Annotated in this window: 20 protein-coding genes; 10 read left to right on the top strand and 10 right to left on the bottom strand. The window is 39.3% G+C overall.

What is annotated here, in order from left to right:
- Positions 1-3 precede the first annotated feature (3 nt).
- Both WA256_RS05900 and WA256_RS05895 read right to left on the bottom strand, forming a co-directional pair.
- Positions 4-348, bottom strand: coding sequence for a DUF3302 domain-containing protein (locus WA256_RS05900; protein ID WP_054552213.1), 345 nt, complete (start codon positions 346-348; stop codon positions 4-6).
- Between the two features lie 77 nt (positions 349-425).
- Positions 426-554, bottom strand: coding sequence for a hypothetical protein (locus WA256_RS05895; RefSeq protein ID WP_335989697.1), 129 nt, complete (start codon positions 552-554; stop codon positions 426-428).
- A 242-nt stretch (positions 555-796) separates the two neighbouring features.
- On the opposite strand from WA256_RS05895, the gene ybaK reads away from it, so the two are divergent.
- Entirely contained in the window at positions 797-1,258 is a 462-nt protein-coding gene (gene ybaK, locus WA256_RS05890; protein ID WP_062565479.1) for a Cys-tRNA(Pro) deacylase, read from the top strand.
- Here ybaK and WA256_RS05885 read toward each other — a convergent pair.
- The 3 genes from WA256_RS05885 to WA256_RS05875 form a co-directional block, all read right to left on the bottom strand.
- Positions 1,255-2,511 (bottom strand): Y-family DNA polymerase, encoded by a 1,257-nt coding sequence (locus WA256_RS05885; RefSeq protein WP_335989693.1) that lies wholly within the window; start codon positions 2,509-2,511, stop codon positions 1,255-1,257. The two genes, ybaK and WA256_RS05885, sit on opposite strands and share 4 nt — an antisense overlap.
- The gene (locus tag WA256_RS05880) at positions 2,499-2,912 is read right to left on the bottom strand and encodes a LexA family protein (protein WP_054552219.1); all 414 of its coding nucleotides are present in this window, start codon (positions 2,910-2,912) and stop codon (positions 2,499-2,501) included. The genes WA256_RS05885 and WA256_RS05880 overlap by 13 nt, the downstream gene beginning before the upstream one ends.
- A gap of 63 nt (positions 2,913-2,975) precedes the next feature.
- Positions 2,976-3,410, bottom strand: a complete 435-nt coding sequence (locus WA256_RS05875; protein WP_054563088.1) for a MarR family winged helix-turn-helix transcriptional regulator — start codon at positions 3,408-3,410, stop codon at positions 2,976-2,978.
- Between the two features lie 112 nt (positions 3,411-3,522).
- Between WA256_RS05875 and WA256_RS05870 the strand changes: the two genes are divergently transcribed.
- The 5 genes from WA256_RS05870 (at position 3,523) to WA256_RS05850 (ending at position 9,098) form a co-directional block, all read left to right on the top strand.
- The gene (locus WA256_RS05870; protein WP_335989687.1) at positions 3,523-4,296 is read left to right on the top strand and encodes a siderophore-interacting protein; all 774 of its coding nucleotides are present in this window, start codon (positions 3,523-3,525) and stop codon (positions 4,294-4,296) included.
- A 67-nt stretch (positions 4,297-4,363) separates the two neighbouring features.
- Positions 4,364-5,359, top strand: a complete 996-nt coding sequence (locus WA256_RS05865; protein ID WP_335989684.1) for an LLM class flavin-dependent oxidoreductase — start codon at positions 4,364-4,366, stop codon at positions 5,357-5,359.
- A gap of 175 nt (positions 5,360-5,534) precedes the next feature.
- Positions 5,535-6,491: a patatin-like phospholipase family protein gene (locus WA256_RS05860; RefSeq protein WP_062565476.1), complete on the top strand. Its 957-nt coding sequence runs from the start codon at positions 5,535-5,537 to the stop codon at positions 6,489-6,491.
- 120 nt (positions 6,492-6,611) lie between these two features.
- Positions 6,612-8,021, top strand: coding sequence for an alanine/glycine:cation symporter family protein (locus WA256_RS05855; protein ID WP_335989682.1), 1,410 nt, complete (start codon positions 6,612-6,614; stop codon positions 8,019-8,021).
- 27 nt (positions 8,022-8,048) lie between these two features.
- Positions 8,049-9,098, top strand: a complete 1,050-nt coding sequence (locus tag WA256_RS05850; protein WP_335989681.1) for a patatin-like phospholipase family protein — start codon at positions 8,049-8,051, stop codon at positions 9,096-9,098.
- A gap of 11 nt (positions 9,099-9,109) precedes the next feature.
- On the opposite strand, the gene WA256_RS05845 is transcribed toward WA256_RS05850, so the two are convergent.
- From WA256_RS05845 to WA256_RS05835, 3 genes are all read right to left on the bottom strand, one after another.
- Positions 9,110-10,669 (bottom strand): methyl-accepting chemotaxis protein, encoded by a 1,560-nt coding sequence (locus WA256_RS05845; RefSeq protein ID WP_335989679.1) that lies wholly within the window; start codon positions 10,667-10,669, stop codon positions 9,110-9,112.
- Positions 10,670-10,924: 255 nt separating this feature from the next.
- A complete protein-coding gene (locus tag WA256_RS21040; protein ID WP_442961420.1) occupies positions 10,925-11,242 on the bottom strand; it encodes a hypothetical protein in 318 nt (105 codons plus the stop codon).
- Positions 11,243-11,612: 370 nt separating this feature from the next.
- Entirely contained in the window at positions 11,613-12,176 is a 564-nt protein-coding gene (locus WA256_RS05835; protein ID WP_054563096.1) for a YSC84-related protein, read from the bottom strand.
- Between the two features lie 134 nt (positions 12,177-12,310).
- Between WA256_RS05835 and WA256_RS05830 the strand changes: the two genes are divergently transcribed.
- Together WA256_RS05830 and WA256_RS05825 are read left to right on the top strand one after the other, a co-directional pair.
- On the top strand, positions 12,311-13,522 hold the full coding sequence (locus tag WA256_RS05830; protein ID WP_063530343.1) for a tyrosine-type recombinase/integrase: 1,212 nt from the start codon (positions 12,311-12,313) through the stop codon (positions 13,520-13,522).
- Positions 13,522-14,709: a cation:proton antiporter gene (locus WA256_RS05825; RefSeq protein WP_335989673.1), complete on the top strand. Its 1,188-nt coding sequence runs from the start codon at positions 13,522-13,524 to the stop codon at positions 14,707-14,709. Before WA256_RS05830 ends, WA256_RS05825 begins: the two co-directional genes overlap by 1 nt.
- A gap of 36 nt (positions 14,710-14,745) precedes the next feature.
- Here the strand turns inward: WA256_RS05825 and ydiJ are convergent, their stop codons facing one another.
- A complete protein-coding gene (ydiJ, locus tag WA256_RS05820; RefSeq protein WP_335989671.1) occupies positions 14,746-17,790 on the bottom strand; it encodes a D-2-hydroxyglutarate dehydrogenase YdiJ in 3,045 nt (1,014 codons plus the stop codon).
- 147 nt (positions 17,791-17,937) lie between these two features.
- Between ydiJ and WA256_RS05815 the strand changes: the two genes are divergently transcribed.
- Positions 17,938-18,147: a PGPGW domain-containing protein gene (locus tag WA256_RS05815; RefSeq protein WP_054553331.1), complete on the top strand. Its 210-nt coding sequence runs from the start codon at positions 17,938-17,940 to the stop codon at positions 18,145-18,147.
- Between the two features lie 94 nt (positions 18,148-18,241).
- On the opposite strand, the gene ppsA is transcribed toward WA256_RS05815, so the two are convergent.
- On the bottom strand, positions 18,242-20,617 hold the full coding sequence (ppsA, locus tag WA256_RS05810) for a phosphoenolpyruvate synthase (protein WP_250660682.1): 2,376 nt from the start codon (positions 20,615-20,617) through the stop codon (positions 18,242-18,244).
- 152 nt (positions 20,618-20,769) lie between these two features.
- Between ppsA and ppsR the strand changes: the two genes are divergently transcribed.
- Positions 20,770-21,579, top strand: coding sequence for a posphoenolpyruvate synthetase regulatory kinase/phosphorylase PpsR (gene ppsR, locus WA256_RS05805; RefSeq protein WP_335989667.1), 810 nt, complete (start codon positions 20,770-20,772; stop codon positions 21,577-21,579).
- Positions 21,580-21,610 lie beyond the last annotated feature (31 nt).

The following is a 21,610-nucleotide window of genomic DNA, read 5'->3' as shown; positions in this document are numbered from 1 at the left end:
ATTCTATTTCTCTTTATTATTCGATTGAGCATTTATTTGTGCTTGTAGTGCTGCCACTGTGGCTGTCAGGCTTGCTACTTTCTCTGCTAAGTCTTCCTGTTCCTTTTGGATCTGGTTAAAACCCCAACCGCGGTCATCACGCCATAATGTCGCCCAAACCCATAAAAATGGCCACAGCACGTGTAGGGTAAATAGGCTAACCCAGCCTGCATAATGGATGGCATCTTGATGAGGGTGATTACGCTTTTTGGCAATTTCGTAGGGAATATCGTGAATGGCAATAACACCATAAAATATTACTACCGTTACAAACACTAGCATGACCAGTGCAAAGTAGTCTAAAAACATGTACTTTCCTTTGTTTAACTTATAATCAATTTAATAATACGTGAAATTTCCCTAATTCCTAGTCGGTATTTTCAGATTTAGTTCAGCACAACGTAGTAGTCGGTATCAGCAAGACAACGACATAAAGTCACATCCTCTGAAAATGTGGTGTTTTGTATTCGGCCTTTTTCTAAGCCAAGCGTATGGCATTTGCTTTGACAATCCATGTAGGCATTCCACGCGAGGTATTCGTTGCATACAATAGGGTGAGTATGATAAATAACTGTTTGGCTAGATAGAGCCCTGTGTGTCTAGACATGCTTGTTACCCTGCCCAGGATTCATTACTTTAGTGTAGTCGAATTAGGTCTATTTAGTGTGTTTTGTAGCGGTTTTTCTATTGCCTTATATTCCTTGTTCACGGTATGTTTTATAAAGTGACTGCTAATTCATTAGTTATAGGAAAATCAATGACGCCGGCTATAAACTTACTGAAGAAGAAAGGTATTAGCTTTGATGTGCTCAGCTATCAGCATGAGCCTTCGCAACAACAGTTTGGCCTTGAAGCGGTTGAAAAGCTTAAGCTACCAGCTGAGCAAGTATTTAAAACCTTAGTACTTGAAGATGCTGACCACCAGCTTTTGGTTGCTATTGTGCCAGTTAGCCAACAAGTTAACCTGAAAATGCTGGCAAAGGCGGCAAAGGTTAAAAAAGTACAAATGGCTCCACAACAAAAAGTTGAAAATACCACAGGTTATATTTTAGGTGGGGTGAGCCCGCTAGGTCAGAAAAAGCGCCTTAATACCTATGTGCATCAATCTGCAGATAGCTTTGACTTGATGTATGTTTCAGCTGGTAAGCGAGGCCTTGAGATTTCGTTGGCACCTAAGGATTTATGCAGTTTACTAAATGCTAAGCTGGCAGATTTTTAGCAATGTATTTTTGGTAGGTTATGCCAGCGGGTTGTGTAATGAGGTGATAAGTACGCGCGTTTCATATGCCAACGGGTTGTTGGAGTTTCGCTGGCTATGGCAAGGGTACCCACGCCATAACGGGTGTTAATGCTATCAAGACACTTCATCAGTTTTGGGTTATCGATAGGCGCTTGAAATAGATCAGGTTGCTGGAACATTTGGCTTGATAACTCAAGAGCACCTACACCACATTTATAAAATCGTACCCCAGGTTTATAGAGATGATCAAATACCTCGCTGATAGCATTGGCAAACACGCAACTATCGGCAGTGGCGACACTAAATTCATAAATATAGGACTTTTTATAATAGCCATCTTGGTGAGGAGAGCTGGCCACAAACATTAATAAACGTTGAGTCTGTGAGCCTTGCGCACGTAGTTTTCTTGCTACAATCACACAATGATTGATCAGTGCCGTTTTCAGCGCGGTGGCGTCAGTGATACGCTCTCCAAAACTACGGGTCGAAAAAATCTCTTTTTTGTCTTGGCGTACTTCATCCCAGGCTAAACAGCTTTTGCCACGTAGCTCGTTCACTGTACGCTCTAATACAATACTAAAAAGGCGTTTTATTTTTCGTGGGTCTTGCTCGGCTAAATCAAAGGCTGTATTAATATTCATTGCTTTGAGTTTTTTAGCTAAGCGTCGACCAACGCCCCAAACATCTTGTACGTCCATGGCTTTTAGAATGGCTACCCGTGAAGTTTCTGAGTCAATCACTGCAACGCCATCAAAGCCGGGGAGTTTTTTCGCTGCATGATTGGCGGCTTTGGCTAGGGTTGCTGTTGGGCCAAACCCAACCCCAACAGGTAGCTTTGTTTCGCGCCATACGGTACGGCGAATATCATGGCCATAACGATGCCAATCGTGAATAAGTTTTTTGAAACCAGTAAAGTTTAAAAATGATTCATCAATAGAGTATATGTGCTGATTATCGCAAAAGCGGCCAATCACGTTCATCATCCGCTCGCTTAAATCCGCATACAGCTCATAGTTAGATGAGCGGATCACCACTTGGTTATCTTCGAGTATTTTCTTTACTTGAAAATAAGGCTGAAATTTTGGAATAGCCAGCTTTCGTGCAATAGGGCACACGGCACAAATACAACCATCGTTGTTAGTAAGAACCACAACCGGTTTACTACGAATAGCCGGATCAAATACTTTTTCGGCGCTGGCATAAAAGGCCACCGCATCGACTAAGGCGTACATGCTAATAGCTCTTTACTACTGCGATGTAAGCGAATTGAGCGAGTGACCACGCCTTCTAATTGAAATTCATCAGATTGACGTAGTTGCACTGCGGGGTATTTAGGTGAGGCTGATAATAACTGTGCATTGTGTTTATCTAATAGCTTACAAACAAATAAACCATTTAGATTCGCGACAATGACATCGCCATTTTTAACGTCTTCGGCGCGATCAACCAGTAATAAGTCACCATCAAAAATCCCCACACCTTGCATTGATTCGCCAGAGGCAATACCAATAAATGTTGCATCAGGGTGTTTAATTAATAGCTGATCTAATGATAGACCTAGCTCTTTGTATTGTGCTGCCGGTGATTCAAAACCACATACGCCAGCTTCGATATAAATAGGAATAACACGCATAACAAAACCACTATACTGTACGTTTGTACAGTATAGTGGTTTGTGGTTATCTTGCCAATAAGATCACGGGGTGTTGTGATTGATATTTTCGATCATGGTTGTGGCAATAGCGATAAAATCACGTACTTGCTGATCAGTTAAACCGTGGCAAAGTTTGGCATCAACCTCTTGCTCTGCAACTTCTAAACGCGAGAACAGGGCGTTACCTTGATCAGTAAAGGATAAAATTAAACAGCGCTTATCGTTTTCGTCAGCACATTTAGAAACCAGTTCAAGCTTTATAAGCTCTTTTACTAAGCGTGCTATTTGTGCTTTATCACGACCGGTTTTGGCAACAATATCATTGGCAGTACAGTGCTGTGTTTCGGCAATAATATGTAAACAGCGTACATGCAGTGCGTTAAGACCAAGCTCGTTGGCGTTAATGGCTTCGCGTACAGTGACACGGTAACTTTGTGCCAATGTAAATAAAGCTGAAGAAAGAGAGGTTTGTGGCATGGTTCACCTAAGTTAAGCAAGTTTGCATTAGTTGACAAAGTCAATTAAAAGCGTATAGTTGACTATATCAACTATTGGGGCGTTGTGCAATTTAACCAGCTAGGAGACCAAGATGGCTAGAAAAGTTCGTCGTGCAAACGTATTAAGTACTACACGTATTTCCCCGCATCTACAAAGAATTGTTGTTGGCTCAGAGGAGTTTGCCGATTTTCCACAAGATGCAAAAGGTGCGTACGTAAAGGTATTACTCCCGCATGCCGGTGAATCTAAGGTTGAACTTGATTTACACGCTGAGCACCCAGTATTAATGCGCTCTTACACTATTCGCGATATCAACCCTGTTAACGGTGCAATTACCCTCGACTTTGTGGTTAACCAACATCAAGGCGTGGCAACTAACTGGGCACAAAATGCATGTGTAGGCGACGAGGTAGGTATAGCAGGCCCAGGCCCTAAAAAACTCACTGATTTTACGCAAACACATTATTTAATGCTGGCAGATTTAACTTCTGTAAATGCAATCAATGGCTACTTACAAGCCCTGCCACAAGATGCCACTGTCGATGTCATTATTCATGTTGCTGATAAAGCCGACATCATTGAGCTTGAGCAAATTAAAGCACACAGCCAACATAGTGTTGAATGGTTAGTTACAGATGAGCCAGAAACAGATCTACTCGACCAAATAACACGCTTATGTGCTGGCTATAACACGCAACCTATGGTGTTTATGGCGCTAGAAGCAAATTTGGTGAAGGCAATTCGCCGTTTAATTACAAGCAGTTTTGAAATTGACCGTGAACACATTGTTGCATCCGCCTATTGGAAGCGTGGTATTGATGCCGATGGCCTAAAGGTGGAAAAACAGCAACAAAGCCGTGCCTAATTAGCATTTGAAAAATAGCCATTCGCTCTCATTAACTAATTATAAAGAGTTAAACTTTGGAGAGCGAATGTCAGATCTTAGCAACACACCTTTTTCATTGCTTGAATTGAGCCCAATGAAAGAGCACGAAACCGTTTCGCAAACACTAGCAAATAGTGTTACCTATGCACAAACAGCCGACAAACTTGGTTTTAATCGGTTTTGGATGGCAGAGCATCACAATATGCGCGGTATCGTGTGTGCCGCAACTTCAGTACTGATAGGCCATATCGCAGGTAAAACTCAGAATATCCGTGTAGGTGCAGGCGGGGTGATGTTACCTAACCACCCACCGCTGGTGGTTGCTGAGCAATTTGGCACCCTAGAGAGTTTATACCCCGGTCGCATTGATTTAGGTTTAGGCCGAGCACCAGGTAGTGACCCAATTACCAGCCGTGCTTTGCGCCGTGACGAACAACGCGCTGAACACTTCAATGATGAGGTAACGGAGCTGCAAGCTTTACTTGGCCCATATAAAGGTGACTCTCCAGTACGCGCAATCCCAGGTGAAGATACAAATGTACCAATCTGGTTACTGGGCTCAAGCCTTTATAGTGCTGGGCTTGCTGCTAAAAAAGGTTTGCCATACGCATTTGCAGGTCATTTTGCGCCGCGCTTTGTTGAAGGTGCCATTGCATTGTATCGCAGAGAATTTCAACCATCTGAGGTATTAGATAAGCCATACGTCATGCTTGGCTTACCTGTTGTTGCAGCTGACACCGACGAACAAGCACAGTTTTTAGCAACCACAGCGAAACAACGTATCTTAGCACTTATGCGCGGCAAGCCACTGTGGCTTAAAGAGCCTGTTGCAACAATGGAAGGATTGTGGACAGCGCAAGAAAAAATGCAAGTAGAAAACTTTTTAGGGCTTTCTGTTGTGGGCGGTCAAGCGAGCGTTAAGCATAAGCTGAGTATGATTAAACAAACGCTACAGGTTGATGAGTTTATTTTTACAAATGACCTGTATGAATTGAGTGACAGACAACATGCGCTGGAAATATTAGCAAGCATCATGCACTAATACGGTTTGGCAAATAGTGAATGCGCGAAATGAGTTTTTTATGCGCATTGCTTAAGCCCTGACACTCATTTATTAAACGGTTTTATAGATTAAATCAATTTATATAATCCGTTTTAGGGATTGAAATTAACTTAATACAATACATTTATTAACCATAACCCTAGGAAGGTGCACCGTGAAATCTCAAACAATTGCCGCAGTAGAACCACAAACAAAAACAGCATTAATCGCTGAGGGTGGTGGGCAACGAGGGATTTTTACCGCAGGTGTGCTCGATGCATGGTTAGAAAATAATTACGATCCATTCGATTTATTCATTGGCACATCGGCAGGCTCACAAAACTTAACAAGTTATTTAGCGCGTCAAAAAGGCTATGCAAAACGTTTGATCAGAGGCCTTTCTCGTCATAAACGTTTTTTCCAACTTGGCCGCGGGCTGTTTGGTAAAAGCATTGTTGACCTTGATTGGTATTTTGATAAAACCAAAGAGGTAAACCGTGCCCTTGATTTTAAAACAGCAACACAAAGCCTAGGTAAACGCGAACTGTTGATCACAACCACTAACGCAGCTGATCGTAAACCGTATTATTTGAGCCCAAATGGTGAAGATACGCAATGGTTGGCATTATTAAAAGCATCAAGCGCACTGCCATTTTTATATAAAGATGGAGTGAACTTAACGCCTTGGCTAACAACAAAGGCCGCAAACGATGCCATTATTCAAAGCTCTAATACTGATTTAGTGCATGATATGTATTTAGATGGTGGTTTAGCCGCACCTTTACCTGTGAAAGAAGCTTATAACCGTGGTGCTCGTGATATTGTGGTCATTCGTACTGTTGATGAAAACTTTCAAGTACAATCTGAATGGGTAAATAAGTTAAAGTCACTAGTTTGCGTATCAGGTTATTGCCCTAAAACCATTGATTACTTGGTTCAACACGAACAAGCTTATCAAGAAGAACTCGATTTCATTGCCAACCCACCAAGTGATGCCCGTATCACGCAAATTTTTGCAGGCGATAAATTACGCAGTAAGCTACTGGGTAGTACAGATTCAGATCTGCGCTATGATCACAAATTAGGTTTAGCGGCAGGTCGTGCCTTTTTACAGCAACAACTGCTAAATTAGTTGGGAGCAGGCTCGGGCAATTAATCCCATTGCCTACTTGAGATATTTGTAAATAGAGTTAAAGTGGTTAGCTATTCACTTTTTGTGATTTTTTATCTATAAGAACAATAAAGGCTTGCCATGTTTAACAGTGCTGTATCGACAATCAATGGTCTTCTTTGGGGAGAAGGCCAAATTCTTATCTATATTCTTCTGTTTGCTGGTATCTGGTTTTCGGTAAGGCTAAAAGCGATTCAATTGGTTAAGTTTCGCCATATGTTTAGCCTGTTAAAGTCGAGTAGCAGCACAGATAAAAACTCAATTAGCTCGTTTCAAGCTTTATGTACTGGTCTTTCAGCTCGCGTGGGCACAGGTAACCTTGCGGGGGTTGCCGTTGCTATTTCGTTAGGGGGCAGCGGTGCAATATTTTGGATGTGGGTGATTGCCATTTTGGGCATGGCCACTGGTTTTGCCGAGAGCGTACTTGGGCAAGTCTATAAAGTTAGGGATGCCAACGGCGAGTTTAGAGGCGGTCCTGCTTATTATATTCAGCAAGGGTTAGGCAGTAGAGCGCTTGCAGTGTGTTTTGCTTTTTGCTTGTTTCTTGGTTATGGCTTTACGTTTAGTGCCATGCAAACGAATACCATTACCGATGCCCTCAATTACGCATTTGAAATTCCTACTTTGTATTCAGGTATTGTGATCACGATACTGGCAGGCTCTATTATTTTAGGTGGCTTTAAAGCTATTGCCCGCTTTGCTGAACGAATTGTGCCAGTTATGGGCATTTTATTTGTACTAGTCGCCATTATTATTACTTTATTGAATATCGGTAAAGTGCCTGCGATGATTGAAGATATTTTACTTTCAGCCTTTGGCTTACAAGAAGCAGGCGCAGGAGCAATGGGTGCCGCAATTAAAAATGGTATTCAGCGGGGGCTTTATTCGAATGAAGCTGGAGCGGGGAGTGTGCCACATGCATCTGGCTGTGCATCACCAGTACCAAATCACCCAGTCACTCAAGGCTATATTCAAATGCTAGGGGTGTTTTTCGATACCATTGTGCTGTGTAGTTGTACGGCGGTGATTATTTTATTGGCTGATATTGATATTAGCAGCGAAATGGAAGGGATCCGCTTAACTCAATCTGCGATGACAGCGCATATGGCCGCTGGTGGCATTTACTTTGTAGCGGCTGCAATTTGTTTATTCGCGTTTACTTCAGTGGTTGCAAACTATGCCTACGCAGAAAGTAACCTACATTTATTTAAACTAGATAATAAACTCGGCCGTGGAATTTACACCTGTTTATATTTATCCATGATGATTTGGGGCGCATCGGCCACCATTAAACAAGTGTGGGATCTTGCAGACATTGCTTTAGGTTTAATGACAGTGGTGAACGTTATCGCTATCATACGCTTAACGCCAACCATCTTATCTGTGACAAAAGACTACCATAGTCAACGTGAAGCAGGGCAAGAACCGAGTTTTGATTCTGAAAAAGTGCAGGTTCAAGGTCAAACAGAACAAGGGATTTGGCGCAAATAATCTAAAACAATAACGAGAAAAGTAACCATGATAGATATTTACGCAGGGCCAAGTGCTGCAAAAGTAATTCAAGAGCAAGGCCTGTCTGCCGATTTGTTTAATACCTTTTTAGGAGCAAGCGGCGGACCCAAATGGTTTACCTTATTTGGTTTGGATAAATATCTATTTGGTGAATTTTTTAAAGACCGTACTACGCCTTTAAACTTATTAGGGTCAAGTGCTGGGGCATTTAGAGCTGCCTGTTTTGCACAAAATGATCCTGTTGCTGCAATATCTCGATTAGCAAAGTCTTACTCTGAAACACGTTATTCATCAAATAAAGCAAAACCAGCAGAAATAACAACAAAAGCGCGACAGTTATTAAGCACGGTTTTTGCTGAAAATGGTATTCAAGAAATCATTAACAACCCTATTTTTAAAGCCCACTTTATAGTTGCAAAATCGAATGGCTTTACAGCATCAGAAAACAAAGTGATGCAGTTAATGGGGTTATCTAAAAGCTACTTATTCAATCGAATGAATAGGCGTTTGTTAAGCAAGCAATATGAGCGTTATGTATTTCAGCCTGCAGATAGTCAGTTATCTTTTTCCGATAATAATACCTTTAATACCCATACTATTGAGCTTAGCGAAGATAATTTAGCCGATGCATTACTTGCTTCAGGCTCTATTCCATTAGTCATGCAGGGCATTAAAAATATCAAAGGAACACCACCAGGTATGTATCGCGATGGCGGTATCATCGATTATCACTTTGACTTAAGTATTCATAATGACGGGCTTATTTTATATCCGCATTTTAATAACAGCCCTAAAGCGGGTTGGTTTGATAAGAGCCTAAAGCGCGGTGTTACTCCAAGTAACTATGATAACGTGGTAATGATCACTCCATCAGCTGACTTTGTTGCTTCATTACCTTATGGCAAAATCCCTGATCGCAAAGACTTTACTGAACTTGATGCTGATACACGAATAAAATATTGGCAGCAGGTATTCAAAGAAACAGAACGGCTAGCAGAAGCATTCGATGCGGTGTGTACTAATAAGTACACACCGAAAATAAACCTTATCAAATAGTATTGCTTTCGCTACTTAAACTGATTAATCAAGGAAGTTTGCTCAGTCACTTTACTGAGGAGCGCTTCGCAAAGTTGCTGCGAAGTATGGCCAAGCTCTGTACACTCATGAGCAAAGTCTTGCGCTGACGTTAAGTTGGTAGCAATAACTTGGCTTGCTGTTAGTTGTTCGTTCATTGCATGCGCTATGATGCTATTGAGTTCACTTAGTTTGATAGACTGGGCTTTAATATGGTCTAAACTATCGCCGCTTTGATGTGCAAGCTCAACACTTTTAGCCGACAAGTTAAGTCCGTCTTTCATGGCAAGTTGTGCTTGTTTCGAGGCGTGTGTGAGCTGATTTAACACATTGTTTATTTCTTCAGTTGATTGCTGTGTACGTGATGCCAATGCACGAACTTCACCTGCAACAACAGCAAAACCACGGCCATGGTCGCCTGCTCGGGCAGCTTCGATAGCCGCATTTAAAGCAAGTAAATTAGTTTGATCAGCAATGGCGTTTATCTCAGATAAAATTGCCACAATGTGTTGATTGCCTTCTATTAAGTTTTCTACTTGGCTACTCGCTGCTTTGAGTTTTTCATCAAGCTCACTAATTGAAGTTATCGTTTGCTTGACCGCAAGTGAGCCTTCTTCGGTTGCTTGGTTTGACTCTTCGGCAGCTTGATTAGATTGCATTGTGCTTGATGAAAGCTCATTGATTGAGGCCGTCATTTGCTCAGTGGCAACAACAATTTGTGAGACTTCATCTGTTTGCTTATTTAAAAGCTCAGTCACGTTATGACCAGACTCTGCACATTGTTGCGCGTTATGATTAACGCCCATGGTCACATCATTTACACGACCAACAACAGCTTTTAATTTAGCTTGTTGCATCTCAAGGGCAAGATGTAAAAAGCCAGATTGATCATTAGTACCAGAGTAGAGGTAGGCCATTAAAGGATTATCGTAGACTTGTTTTGCTTTGCTTATAAGCGCTAAATATTTTTGACGCCAAAAATACATAAGCCCATTAGCTGATGCTAAAAATAGAACTAGTAGACAATTAAAAATATCAAACCCAGAACTAAAAGCGGCAGCCAGCGAACCTAAAAAACTAATGAATAATAGGGCACTTATGTAAAGAGTGGCATCAAACTTTGCTGCAGTGGCATGAGATTTTTGATTATTGTTTATTTTAGCGTATTCAGCGGTCGCTCTTTGTACGACATCATCACTTTGTTTAGTTCTGACTGATTGAAACTCAACAGTACGACCACTTTTATCTTTAATCGGTGTTACAAAGGCATTAACCCAATAATAATCACCATTTTTACAGCGATTTTTAACAGGCCCCATCCAAGATTGACCATTTTTTAGATGTTGCCACAAATCTGCAAAAGCCAGTTTCGGCATATCAGAGTGGCGAACAAGGTTATGAGGCTTACCTACCATTTCGTCTAGCGTGAAACCAGCTATTTTGCAAAATTCATCATTGGCATAGGTAATATGGCTTTGCAAATCAGTAGTCGATAGGAGGATGTCAGATTCAGAAAATTTAACTTCGGTATCGGTATTAATTCTATGTTTCACGTTAAAATCACCCAAGTACAGCTTTAAGTTCAGAAAGTAAATTAGCGGAGTAAAAACAGTCTGAACCAGAAAGAGGTAGTGTTAATTTGAACACTAGTGTTTATAAACAATTTAGCGATAAATTCGTGATAAAGAACTAGGAAAATTCCGGTTTTATGTTACAAAAGTTAATATTATTTAACTAAGAAAAGTTGGGGAGATGGGTTAAAAGTTAGCTAAATTGTAAAATTTAGCCAACTTGATTTTTAAAATACATTAATCTCGCAAAATAAAATCACTCTGGCAGGGGGCTTCACCAGGGCTTTGATCTAACTTTGTGTTAGGGCAATTTTTAGTAAAAAATAACGCTTCTTCTAGAGAGTTCATTTGGCTGCAATATTGTCGGCCATCACATTCATACTCTGGCTTTTCATAATCAGATATTGTGATATCTCGATTATGGCTGTAATTTGATTTTACGGGATCAATAATTTTTGTTTGAAGCGTTTGTGTTGGTGACATACCCCCATAATTAACTGCATAATAATCCCATGCGAAATAGCTAATTATGATGATTAGAAAAAACTTCCTCATGATGAATCCTTGTTATTATTGTTTAGACTAATGTGATTCGTGAGCGGTATTGAGGCCTAAGCCTTCTGTCCCAACCTGAAAGTCTTACTATAATAAGATGAAGAAATAATATTAAGTAAAATTAGTGGCTTATGAATTAAATACGAAATTTCTGATAGCATAGATAAATCAAAAGTTTGAAATGAATAGCAGTTTTAAGTATTAAATTATTAGAAATGTGGATTTAGAAAACTAGACAATTTAATAGCCTATACATAAAGATTAAAATTCAACAATTGCCCATAAATTACGTTATGTTAAATAAACTAAAGTAATTAAAAGTGGGAGTTAGGTTGCTAACTAGCCCACTTTTAGAAGGGTTTTAAATAGCTTAATTAAGCTCAGAATCTACCCAAAACTTAGTGCCTTTAAGTACCGCTTGTAACGCAAGGCCATTTTCGGTTAAAGAGTAAACAGTTACTTGGTCTGCAATTGCTTCGGCAACTAAAGCGCCACCCTTATCTTCATATTTTGCCGCTGCATCAGCGTTTCCACCGAATGCCCAACCATGTTCAATAAAGCGATTTACTGCTGCTTGGTTATGAAAAACCATCACAACATTAAAGTCTTTAACACCTAAACCTAGACCTAAACCCGCTTCACCCATATTCATGTAAGTTGATTTACCGGTTAGGTTGTTTTTAACAACACCATAGCCACCGCCAAAACTGGCTAAAACAACATTTACATTGGCATTATCAAAAACCGCATAACCAGCAGAGTTAGCAATTTGTTGTTTAACATCAGGTTTTTGAGTGTAAAGCTCACTTAATGTATTGTTTTTCATGCTTTGTACTAAAGCTCGTTTTTCATCGGGAGATGCACTGCCTGTTGTAGCACAACCGGTTAAAATTGTAGTGATTAAAACTAAACTAATAGCGATAAACTTTTTCATACATATTCCTTGAATATTAGTATGGCAATCTAGTTAATGTTGCAAATACTAAAGATATATTAAGTCCAATACTAGACAGTATCGGACTTTATGGTAATCTTATAACTAGCTATTTTACAAGATATTACATCATTATGCTCGTTGCTCTCGTCGATACACTAAAACAACTGCGTTACCAAATTGCCCATCTTGAAGATGATACTCTTGCAACAGAATATCCAGAACTTGATAACTTTATACATCAAGTTGGATTGACTGTTGCTGAATCAAAAAATGACTTAGTTTTTCTTTATCAGTTTTTGTATGTGTATGGCCGAAAATCAGAAGCCACATTTAATCGTTTTCGAAATGAGCTTGAGCGTTTTTGTTTATGGTCGTGGTTGGTTGCTGAAAAATCGGTATTCGATCTAAAGCGTGACGATATTGAAGCTTATGTTGATTTTATGGTTGAACCAGATTCAGCCTGGTTATCAAATTCAGTGCAATGGCGTTATAAAGATGAACAAGGCATAAGACGACTCAATACAAATTGGCGCCCTTTCATAAATAAAGAAAATATTGCTAGCCAACAAACACTCGCAGCTATGTTTACAGCACTCAATGTTTTTTATAAGTTCGCAATTTTAGAAGAAAAAACCTTTGCTAACTTTGTACCGGTTGTTAAAAAGAATAGCCCTTACTTAGTTGTGCAATCGCAAATTAAAATCCCCGATACACTCAGTGATATTCAATGGGAATATGTTTTTGGTGTTACTCGAGATTTATGTGAGCAACAACCTGATTTAGAGAGAAATTTATTCACTCTTGCTTGCTTAAAAGGATTGTACTTACGAATATCTGAGTTATCAGAACGCCCTCAGTGGTCGCCGGTTATGTCACATTTTTGGCAAGATAATGATGGTTTTTGGTTTTTAAGAATTATGGGTAAAGGTAACAAGTTACGTGATGTTACCTTAAGTGAAGATTTTATATCATATCTAAAACGTTATAGGCTTTACCGAGGTTTACCTGCCCTGCCCCGTGTTGATGAAGCTGAGCCGCTAGTTCATAAAATTCGTGGCAAAGGTGGAATGACTGTTCGTCAAATTCGTCGTTTGGTACAACAAAGTTTTGACTTAGCAAAACAATCTCTTTTACAAGACGGCTTTAAAGATGATGCGGAACAACTTGAAGCAGCTACTGCTCACTGGTTAAGGCATACTGGTGCAACACACGATGCTCAAACAAGACCGCTAAAACATTTATCTGAAGATTTAGGTCATGCAAAAATTGCTACGACAGATCAAATTTATATTCAAACAAATATAAAAGAACGTGCAAAGTCTGGAATAAAAAGGAAAGTTTAATGGAATATACAATACTGGCGTTAGTCGGTTTAGCTTTATTATTTTACTCACTGACGATTCGGCAATTAGAGCGAACAGAAATTACTGGGCCGATGTTTTTTGTGTTGGTCGGAATTGCAATGTCTTACTTTTTGCCGAGTGAGTTTAAGTTAGGCGAAGCCGGACTCAGCGACATTTTACCTTTGGTAGAATTAACCTTAAGTATTTTTTTATTTACCGATGCAGCAAAATCAAAACTCCCCGTATTAAAACATAGTTATCAGTACCCTAGCCTGCTACTTTTTGTGGCTTTGCCGATGACATTACTGTTAGGTGTTGCCGGTGGATTGTTTTTCTTTTCGGAGTTATCACTTTTTCAATCTGCCTTGATCGCGATTATTTTAACACCAACGGATGCTGCGCTTAGCAAAGGAATTTTAGAATGTACATCGGTACCAGAAAAAGTTCGCGAAGGAATCAATACGGAAAGTGGTTTGAACGATGGCCTTTGCGTACCCATCTTTTTAGTTTTACTTTTATTAGCTCAAAATCCAGAAAGTGCTGTAACGACAATTGATACTTTACTTGTTTTTACAAGAGAGTTAGGTGTTGCACTGATTATTGCAGGTGTGTCGATGGCAGTATTTATTCCACTTTTAAAAATTGCATTAGCACGTCATTACTTTGCAAATAATAGCAGTCCATTTTTATTGATTGGTTTAGTGATGGCCATTTTCTCTTTAACACAAAATTTTCATGGCAGTGGTTTTATAGCTGTTTTTGTTGCGGGACTTTTATTTGATTACTTAGCACCCAAAAAAATTCGTATAACATTAGTTAAAGACTCAGAGCATATCGCTGAATTCGTTGCCCTACTTATTTGGTGTTTATTCGGTTTTGTATGTGGTCACTTAATTGTGAATGATATTACCTGGCCAATTGTTTTTTATGCGTTATTAAGTGTGACGATTTTTAGAATTGTGCCGGTACTACTTTCACTTATGTTTACTAATTTAAATTTCAAAGACAAATTGACTTTTGCGTGGTTTGGTCCTCGAGGTTTGGCGTCTATCGTTTTCACTTTAATGGTTATGGATACAGCAATTGCAAACAAAGAACAAATTGCCACAGTAACATTAACAACCATTTTATTTAGTGTGTTCATTCATGGCATGAGCACCAAGCCCATCGCAAAAAGTTACCAATAAAAAAGGCGCGTTGAGCGCCTTTTTTATTTTTACAACTTAAAGTAGCTCTGCAATTAATTGCAGTGGATGCTTTGGTTTAAACTTTTCATAGCGCTTCACTTGGCTACGACAAGAAAAGCCAGTTGCTAAAATAGTTTCAGGCTCATTACTTGAAATAATTGGTTGCCAACTCATTTCATAAAGTGCGCGTGAATTTTCTTGGTTTTGTTTTTCATGGCCGTACGTTCCTGCCATACCACAACAACCCGTACTGGTAGTTTCAAGCTGTAAATTTAGATCAGCAAAAATGGTTTGCCAAACTTTAGATGAATTCGGCATTGCTGTTGTTTCAGTACAATGACTTAATAATTTAAATGGCGAATTCGTTGTAGTGGCAAGATTAACTTGTTTAAAGTTTTGCGTTTGAAGCCATTCATGAGCTAATTCAACTTTAAAGTCACCACGCTCATCTTTTAATATTGAGACATACTCATCTCTGTAACACATAACCAAAGATGCATCGAGCCCAACTAAAGGAGCGTTGATTTCACTCAGTGAATTTAAAAACTCAGCTGCATTTTTTGCTGTTGTTTTAAATTCATTTAAAAAACCTTTTACATGCTGAGCTTTACCATTTGGTTTAAACGGTAATAGCATTGGTTTTTTGCCTAACGCTTTAATCACTTTAATAAAGCTTTCGACTAATTCGGCTTCGTAAAAACTAGTGAATGGATCTTGTACTATCAGTACATATTCTGCTTGTTGTTCTTTTGAAAGCGAATTAAGTAATTCAAAATTAAATTGCTGATCTTTAGAAATACGTTTAGAAAGTTGCGGTACACTTAAGCTTGGCGTATCAACATAACCAATGGTATTTTTAATTAAACCTGAAACAAGCTTTGTATTTACAATTGGATTTACCACTTTAGCAAACTTTGCCATCACCGGCGCAGTTTGCTCGATACCTGCTACTAAGTAATCTTTAGCGGGACGAGCGTAATAACTGTGGTAGAAATTTAAAAAGCGTGAACGAAATGTTGGTACATCAACTTTTATTGGGCATGCAGTAGTACATGCTTTACAAGCTAAACATTCATCCATTGATTCTTTCACTTCGTGAGAGAAATCATAAACACCTTTTTTCTTATCGCGACTATGTTGATAGCGCTCCCACCAAGTGATTACTTCACCATTAACTAATTCTTTTTCAACATTGAGTAAATCAATATTTTCAGACTCTTGAAGTCGCAACCATTCGCGCATTAAACTTGCGCGACCCTTAGGTGAATATCGGCGGTCACCTGTTACTTTATAAGATGGACACATTGGTGATTTTTCATCGTAGTTAAAACACAGACCATTACCATTACAGGTCATCGCGTTATTAAATTCTGTTTTAACATCGATAGAAATTTGTTTGTCGAACCAGGCACGTTTTTGATCATCAACAGAAACGAGTGACTCTTTACTTTCAATTGGCGTACAGATTTTACCTGGGTTTACTCTGTTATTTGGATCAAATGCCGCTTTGATTTTTCGAAGTTGTGTAAATAAATGCTCGCCGAAAAATTCAGGGCCATATTCACTTCGATATCCTTTGCCGTGCTCACCCCACATCAAGCCGCCATATTTTGCAGTCAGTTTAACGACTTCATCTGAAATATGACGAAGTAATTTTTCTTGCTCAGGGTCACACATATCTAGTGCAGGTCTTACGTGTAATACGCCGGCATCAACATGACCGAACATACCATATTGTAGGTTGTGGTTATCGAGAAGTTCACGAAACTCCACTATAAAATCTGCTAGGTTTTCTGGAGGTACTGCAGTATCTTCAGCAAAAGCTAACGGTTTTTGACTGCCTTTTACATTACCTAAAAGGCCTACTGATTTTTTACGCATTGCATAAATTTTTAAAATATCAGCTTTGTCATTCGTTAACTGATAACCGATCACCCCATTAGTTTGTTTTTCAACACATTCATCGAGTAGCTTACAAAGAGTGTATACTTTATCTTTAATGTCTTCTGGTGAAACCGCATTAAACTCAACCATGTTGAGCCCTTGCATATCTTTGTTTTCAACATCGGTTATTAAGTCCGATACTGAGTGCCAAATAATATCTTCTCGAGCAAGGTTAAGTACTTTGCTATCGACTGTTTCTACAGAAGTTGCATTTGCGGCAACTAGAAATGGTGAATGACGAAGTGCAGAATCAAAGCTATCGTATTTAATATTGATTAATGTTTTAAATTCAGCAATGGGCGTAATATTTAGTTTTGCTTCAGTTACAATACCTAATGAACCTTCGGAGCCTGTAATTAATCGGCTCATATCAAAGGTTTGTAAATCATCAGAAAAAATATGTTCTAAATCGTAGCCGGTAAGAAAACGGTTTAAGCGTGGGAATTTTTCTAAAATAGCGTCTCGATTCTCAAGGCCAATATCAAGAACTGTTTTATATAACTTACCTACAGTGGTGTTTTGTTCAGCAATTAATTTTGCCTTTTCAACAGGCATAGGGGTTGTTGACATTTCAGTGCCATCAACAAGATAAGTTGTCAGTCCTAAAACGTGATCACTTGTTTTGCCATAAACCAAAGAGCCTTGACCTGATGCATCTGTATTTATCATTCCACCGATTGTTGCACGGTTACTTGTTGATAAATCTGGCGCAAAGAAAAAACCATAAGGACGCAAAAAGTCGTTTAATTGGTCTTTTATTACACCCGTTTGCACGCGCACCCAGTTTTCTTCGACATTGATTTCTAAGATTTCACGCATGTAGCGAGATAAATCAACAACTATACCCGGGGTTAGCGATTGTCCATTAGTACCTGTACCGCCTCCGCGTGGACCAAAAGTCAGTGATAAAAATGGATCACGTGAAGCAATTTGCATAGCAAGTTGTATGTCTTTTGCTGACTTTGGAAAGATGACACCTTGAGGTACCTGTTGGTAAACGCTGTTATCGGTCGATAAACTTAAACGTGTAGAAAAGCTTGCATCGGTATCACCACTAAAACCTTGTTTTTGTATTGTATCTAAGTAATTAGAAACGAGTTCTGTGGCGGCTTGTTGTTGGCTTATTGTTGCTATCATGACGGTGATAAATTAAGGCATTTTGCAAATTATATCATGCTAATAGCTAAGTTAAATTGAAGATTTTACAGTTTGTAACACTCTTTTTATCGATTTCGGGGGCAATACTTTTATACTGTGTATTAAAGCAGCAAATGAGATAGTCAGATGAAAAAAATTGCATTAATCAGTTTAGGTGCCTTGTGCATGTTATTGGGTTTAGTTTTTGTCATTATTCCCGGACCGTCGCTGATCTTCTTTATTGCAGGACTTTTCTGTTTATCTTTTTACTATCCTAAAGCGCGTGATTATTTAACCTTGTGCCAAAAGGCTCTGACTAAGTCATGTGCTTATATTGATAAAAAACTTGCTCGCTGATTTAAAGGACAACACGCCCTTCGAAGTAACAAAAATGCCAGCTAAGTGCTGGCATTTTTTATATCAGAATCTTTATTTTAATTAAATAAAGTACTTAGTCGGCTAATTTCTTAGCAAGATATAACCAAGTTTCTAATACTGTATCTGGGTTTAGAGAAACAGAATCAATGCCCTGCTCAACTAACCAAGCTGCAAAGTCTTCATGATCTGAAGGACCTTGACCACAAATACCTACGTATTTGCCTTTTGCTTTAGCAGTTTGAATAGCCATTGATAATAGTTTCTTGATTGCAGGGTTACGCTCATCAAATAGATGCGCAATTAAACCTGAGTCACGGTCAAGACCTAATGTTAACTGAGTTAAGTCGTTTGAACCGATAGAGAAACCATCAAAATATTCTAAGAACTCATCTGCAAGTAACGCGTTTGATGGTAATTCACACATCATGATTACTTTCAGACCATTTTCGCCACGTTTAAGGCCATGTTCTTCAAGTAATTCAATAACGCGCTTACCTTCTTCAAGCGTACGAACAAATGGGATCATGATTTCAATATTAGTCATACCCATTTCGTTGCGAACACGTTTAATCGCTTCACATTCTAACGCGAAACAGTCACGGAAATCTTCAGAGATATAACGTGCTGCACCACGGAAACCAATCATTGGGTTTTCTTCTTCCGGCTCATATTGCTGGCCGCCAACAAGGTTTGCATATTCGTTTGACTTAAAGTCAGACATACGAACAATGACACGCTCAGGTGCAAACGCACAACCTAGTGTTGCAATACCTTCAACAAGCTTAGAAATATAGAATTCTACAGGTGATTCATAACCTGCCATCATTTCTGAGATTTCAGCTTTTAGCTCGTCAGATTGAGCATCAAAGTTAAGAAGTGCTTTAGGGTGAACACCAATCATACGGTTGATTACGAATTCAACACGCGCAAGGCCAACACCTGCATGAGGTAAGCGTGCAAAGTCAAATGCACGATCAGGGTTACCTACGTTCATCATAACTTTCATTGGTAACTCTGGCATTTCATCAACACGTGAAGTAAGTACTTCGTAATCTAAAATACCTTCGTAGATATAACCTGTGTCACCTTCGGCACACGATACAGTTACATCTTGGCCTGCTTTAATTAAATCAGTTGCATTACCACAACCAACAACTGCAGGAATACCTAATTCACGAGCAATGATTGCCGCGTGACAAGTACGACCGCCACGGTTTGTAACAATCGCAGCGGCACGTTTCATGATTGGCTCCCAGTCTGGGTCAGTCATGTCAGTAACTAGAATGTCACCTTGTTGTACTTTGTCCATTTCATCAATTGAATCTAGTACGCGTACTGTACCTGAACCAATCTTGTGACCAATTGCACGGCCTTCAGCAACAACAGTGCTTGTACCATTTAATTGGAAACGCTCCATAACGTTAGCGTCTTCGTTTGAACGAACTGTTTCTGGACGAGCTTGAACAATATAAAGCTTACCGTCGTTACCGTCTTTTGCCCACTCGATGTCCATTGGACGACCGTAGTGTTTTTCGATGATCACAGCTTGCTTTGCAAGTTCTTGAACTTCAGCATCTGTGATTGAGAATTTGTTTGAAAGTGACGAATCAACGTCAACAATTTCAACTTGCTTACCATGTGATTCATCCGCAGAGTAAATCATTTGGATTGCTTTTGAACCAATATTACGGCGAACTACTGAAGGCTTACCGTTAGCAAGTGTTGGTTTATGAACATAAAATTCATCTGGGTTTACAGCACCCTGTACAACCATTTCACCAAGACCATAGCTTGAAGTTACAAATACAACATCTTCAAAGCCAGATTCAGTATCAATACTGAACATAACACCTGAAGCTGCTTTATCTGAACGAACCATGCGTTGGATGCCAGCTGAAAGTGCAACACCACGATGGTCATAACCTTGGTGAACACGGTAAGAAATAGCGCGATCATTAAATAGTGAGGCAAACACGTGTTTGATTGCAGTCATTACTGAATCAATACCACGTACGTTTAAAAACGTTTCTTGTTGTCCTGCGAATGAAGCGTCTGGCATGTCTTCTGCTGTAGCAGATGAGCGAACTGCAAATGAAACATCTTGTGATGCGTCGCCGTGTAGTTGGCTATATGCGTCGCGGATGGCTTGGTCTAGGTTTGGTTGGAATGGTGTATCGATAATCCATTGGCGGATTTCGGCACCGACTTTAGCGAGTGTATTTACATCATCCACATCCAATGTGTCTAAAATATCGTGGATTTTTGAGTTTAAACCAGATTGCTCTAGAAACTCATTGAATGCATCAGCGGTTGTAGCGAAACCACCTGGCACTTGAACACCAGCGTTAGCTAGGTTTGAGATCATTTCACCTAGTGAAGCGTTTTTACCGCCAACACGAGGAACATCTTGCATACCAAGCTCTTGATACCAGAGAACGTATTCTTGCACGGATCTTTCTCCATAAACAAATTGTAGTACTAACTGTGAGAGTTAAGAAAGAAAACCTTCTAAAAAGGTCGTAGTCATTCTACACTGGCAACAGACCTCACGTAAACCGTGAAGCCCCTATTTTGCAGATAAAGGTAATAAAAAGGTTAAATATGAGAACTGCATTTTATATCTCTGATGGAACAGCAATCACCTCTGAAGTGTTTGGTCATGCGACCTTATCTATGTTTCCTGTTGAGTTTAATCACAAAACAATTCCTTTTGTTGAAACAGAAAAAAAAGCGAATGAAGTTAAAAACTTAATTAATTTAACGGCGCAACGTGATGGTGAACAGCCGCTAGTGTTCTTCACTTTTGTAAACCACGAGCTAAGTGAAATTATTAAATCGTCTTGCGCGGTGTGTTATGACTTTTTATCACAATACAGTGATAAAATTTCTCAAGAGTTAAAAGTTGCGCCAGTACCTAAGGTTCATAGAACGCATTCAATGCACGAGAAAAGTTATGATTTTCGTATTGATGCGGTTAACTATGCGTTGACCAATGATGATGGCGCTAACATTAAAAACTACTCTGAAGCCGATATTATTTTAGTGGGTGTTAGCCGAAGCGGTAAAACACCTACTAGTTTATACTTGGCATTACAGTATGGCATTAAAGCAGCCAATTACCCGCTAACAGAAGATGATTTAGAAAGTGGCACCCTGCCTGAGTGTTTAAAAGCTTACAAACATAAACTTTTTGGTTTAACGATTGACCCTGTTCGCCTTGCCGATATTCGACAGCGTCGTATGGCAAATTCAAAATATGCGTCTTTAAAACAATGTCGTATCGAAGTACGTGAAGTAGAAATGCTTTATAAAAAGCAGAAGATTCAATTTTTAAATTCAACTCATCATTCAGTAGAAGAAATTTCTGCAAAGATTATATCTGATACAGGACTTGAAAGACGTAAGTACTAACTTATTTTAGTATCGGACATTAAAAAGGCTG

It is taken from the genome of Pseudoalteromonas sp. CH_XMU1449-3 (genome assembly GCF_037027245.1).
GTDB lineage: Bacteria > Pseudomonadota > Gammaproteobacteria > Enterobacterales > Alteromonadaceae > Pseudoalteromonas > Pseudoalteromonas shioyasakiensis.
This window is presented reverse-complemented; position numbering and strand designations above follow the sequence as displayed.

What these genes read in the sequence shown, in the direction of transcription:
- WA256_RS05855 (WP_335989682.1), top strand. Translation starts at nt 6,612, where the DNA reads ATGTTTAACAGTGCTGTATCGACAATCAATGGTCTTCTTTGGGGAGAA.
- WA256_RS05885 (WP_335989693.1), bottom strand. Translation starts at nt 2,511, where the DNA reads ATGTACGCCTTAGTCGATGCGGTGGCCTTTTATGCCAGCGCCGAAAAA.
- WA256_RS05875 (WP_054563088.1), bottom strand. Translation starts at nt 3,410, where the DNA reads ATGCCACAAACCTCTCTTTCTTCAGCTTTATTTACATTGGCACAAAGT.
- WA256_RS05815 (WP_054553331.1), top strand. Translation starts at nt 17,938, where the DNA reads ATGAAAAAAATTGCATTAATCAGTTTAGGTGCCTTGTGCATGTTATTG.
- WA256_RS05900 (WP_054552213.1), bottom strand. Translation starts at nt 348, where the DNA reads ATGTTTTTAGACTACTTTGCACTGGTCATGCTAGTGTTTGTAACGGTA.
- WA256_RS05825 (WP_335989673.1), top strand. Translation starts at nt 13,522, where the DNA reads ATGGAATATACAATACTGGCGTTAGTCGGTTTAGCTTTATTATTTTAC.
- ppsR (WP_335989667.1), top strand. Translation starts at nt 20,770, where the DNA reads ATGAGAACTGCATTTTATATCTCTGATGGAACAGCAATCACCTCTGAA.
- WA256_RS05850 (WP_335989681.1), top strand. Translation starts at nt 8,049, where the DNA reads ATGATAGATATTTACGCAGGGCCAAGTGCTGCAAAAGTAATTCAAGAG.
- WA256_RS05870 (WP_335989687.1), top strand. Translation starts at nt 3,523, where the DNA reads ATGGCTAGAAAAGTTCGTCGTGCAAACGTATTAAGTACTACACGTATT.
- WA256_RS05865 (WP_335989684.1), top strand. Translation starts at nt 4,364, where the DNA reads ATGTCAGATCTTAGCAACACACCTTTTTCATTGCTTGAATTGAGCCCA.
- WA256_RS05835 (WP_054563096.1), bottom strand. Translation starts at nt 12,176, where the DNA reads ATGAAAAAGTTTATCGCTATTAGTTTAGTTTTAATCACTACAATTTTA.
- WA256_RS05895 (WP_335989697.1), bottom strand. Translation starts at nt 554, where the DNA reads ATGGATTGTCAAAGCAAATGCCATACGCTTGGCTTAGAAAAAGGCCGA.
- ydiJ (WP_335989671.1), bottom strand. Translation starts at nt 17,790, where the DNA reads ATGATAGCAACAATAAGCCAACAACAAGCCGCCACAGAACTCGTTTCT.
- WA256_RS21040 (WP_442961420.1), bottom strand. Translation starts at nt 11,242, where the DNA reads ATGAGGAAGTTTTTTCTAATCATCATAATTAGCTATTTCGCATGGGAT.
- WA256_RS05830 (WP_063530343.1), top strand. Translation starts at nt 12,311, where the DNA reads ATGCTCGTTGCTCTCGTCGATACACTAAAACAACTGCGTTACCAAATT.
- WA256_RS05880 (WP_054552219.1), bottom strand. Translation starts at nt 2,912, where the DNA reads ATGCGTGTTATTCCTATTTATATCGAAGCTGGCGTATGTGGTTTTGAA.
- ybaK (WP_062565479.1), top strand. Translation starts at nt 797, where the DNA reads ATGACGCCGGCTATAAACTTACTGAAGAAGAAAGGTATTAGCTTTGAT.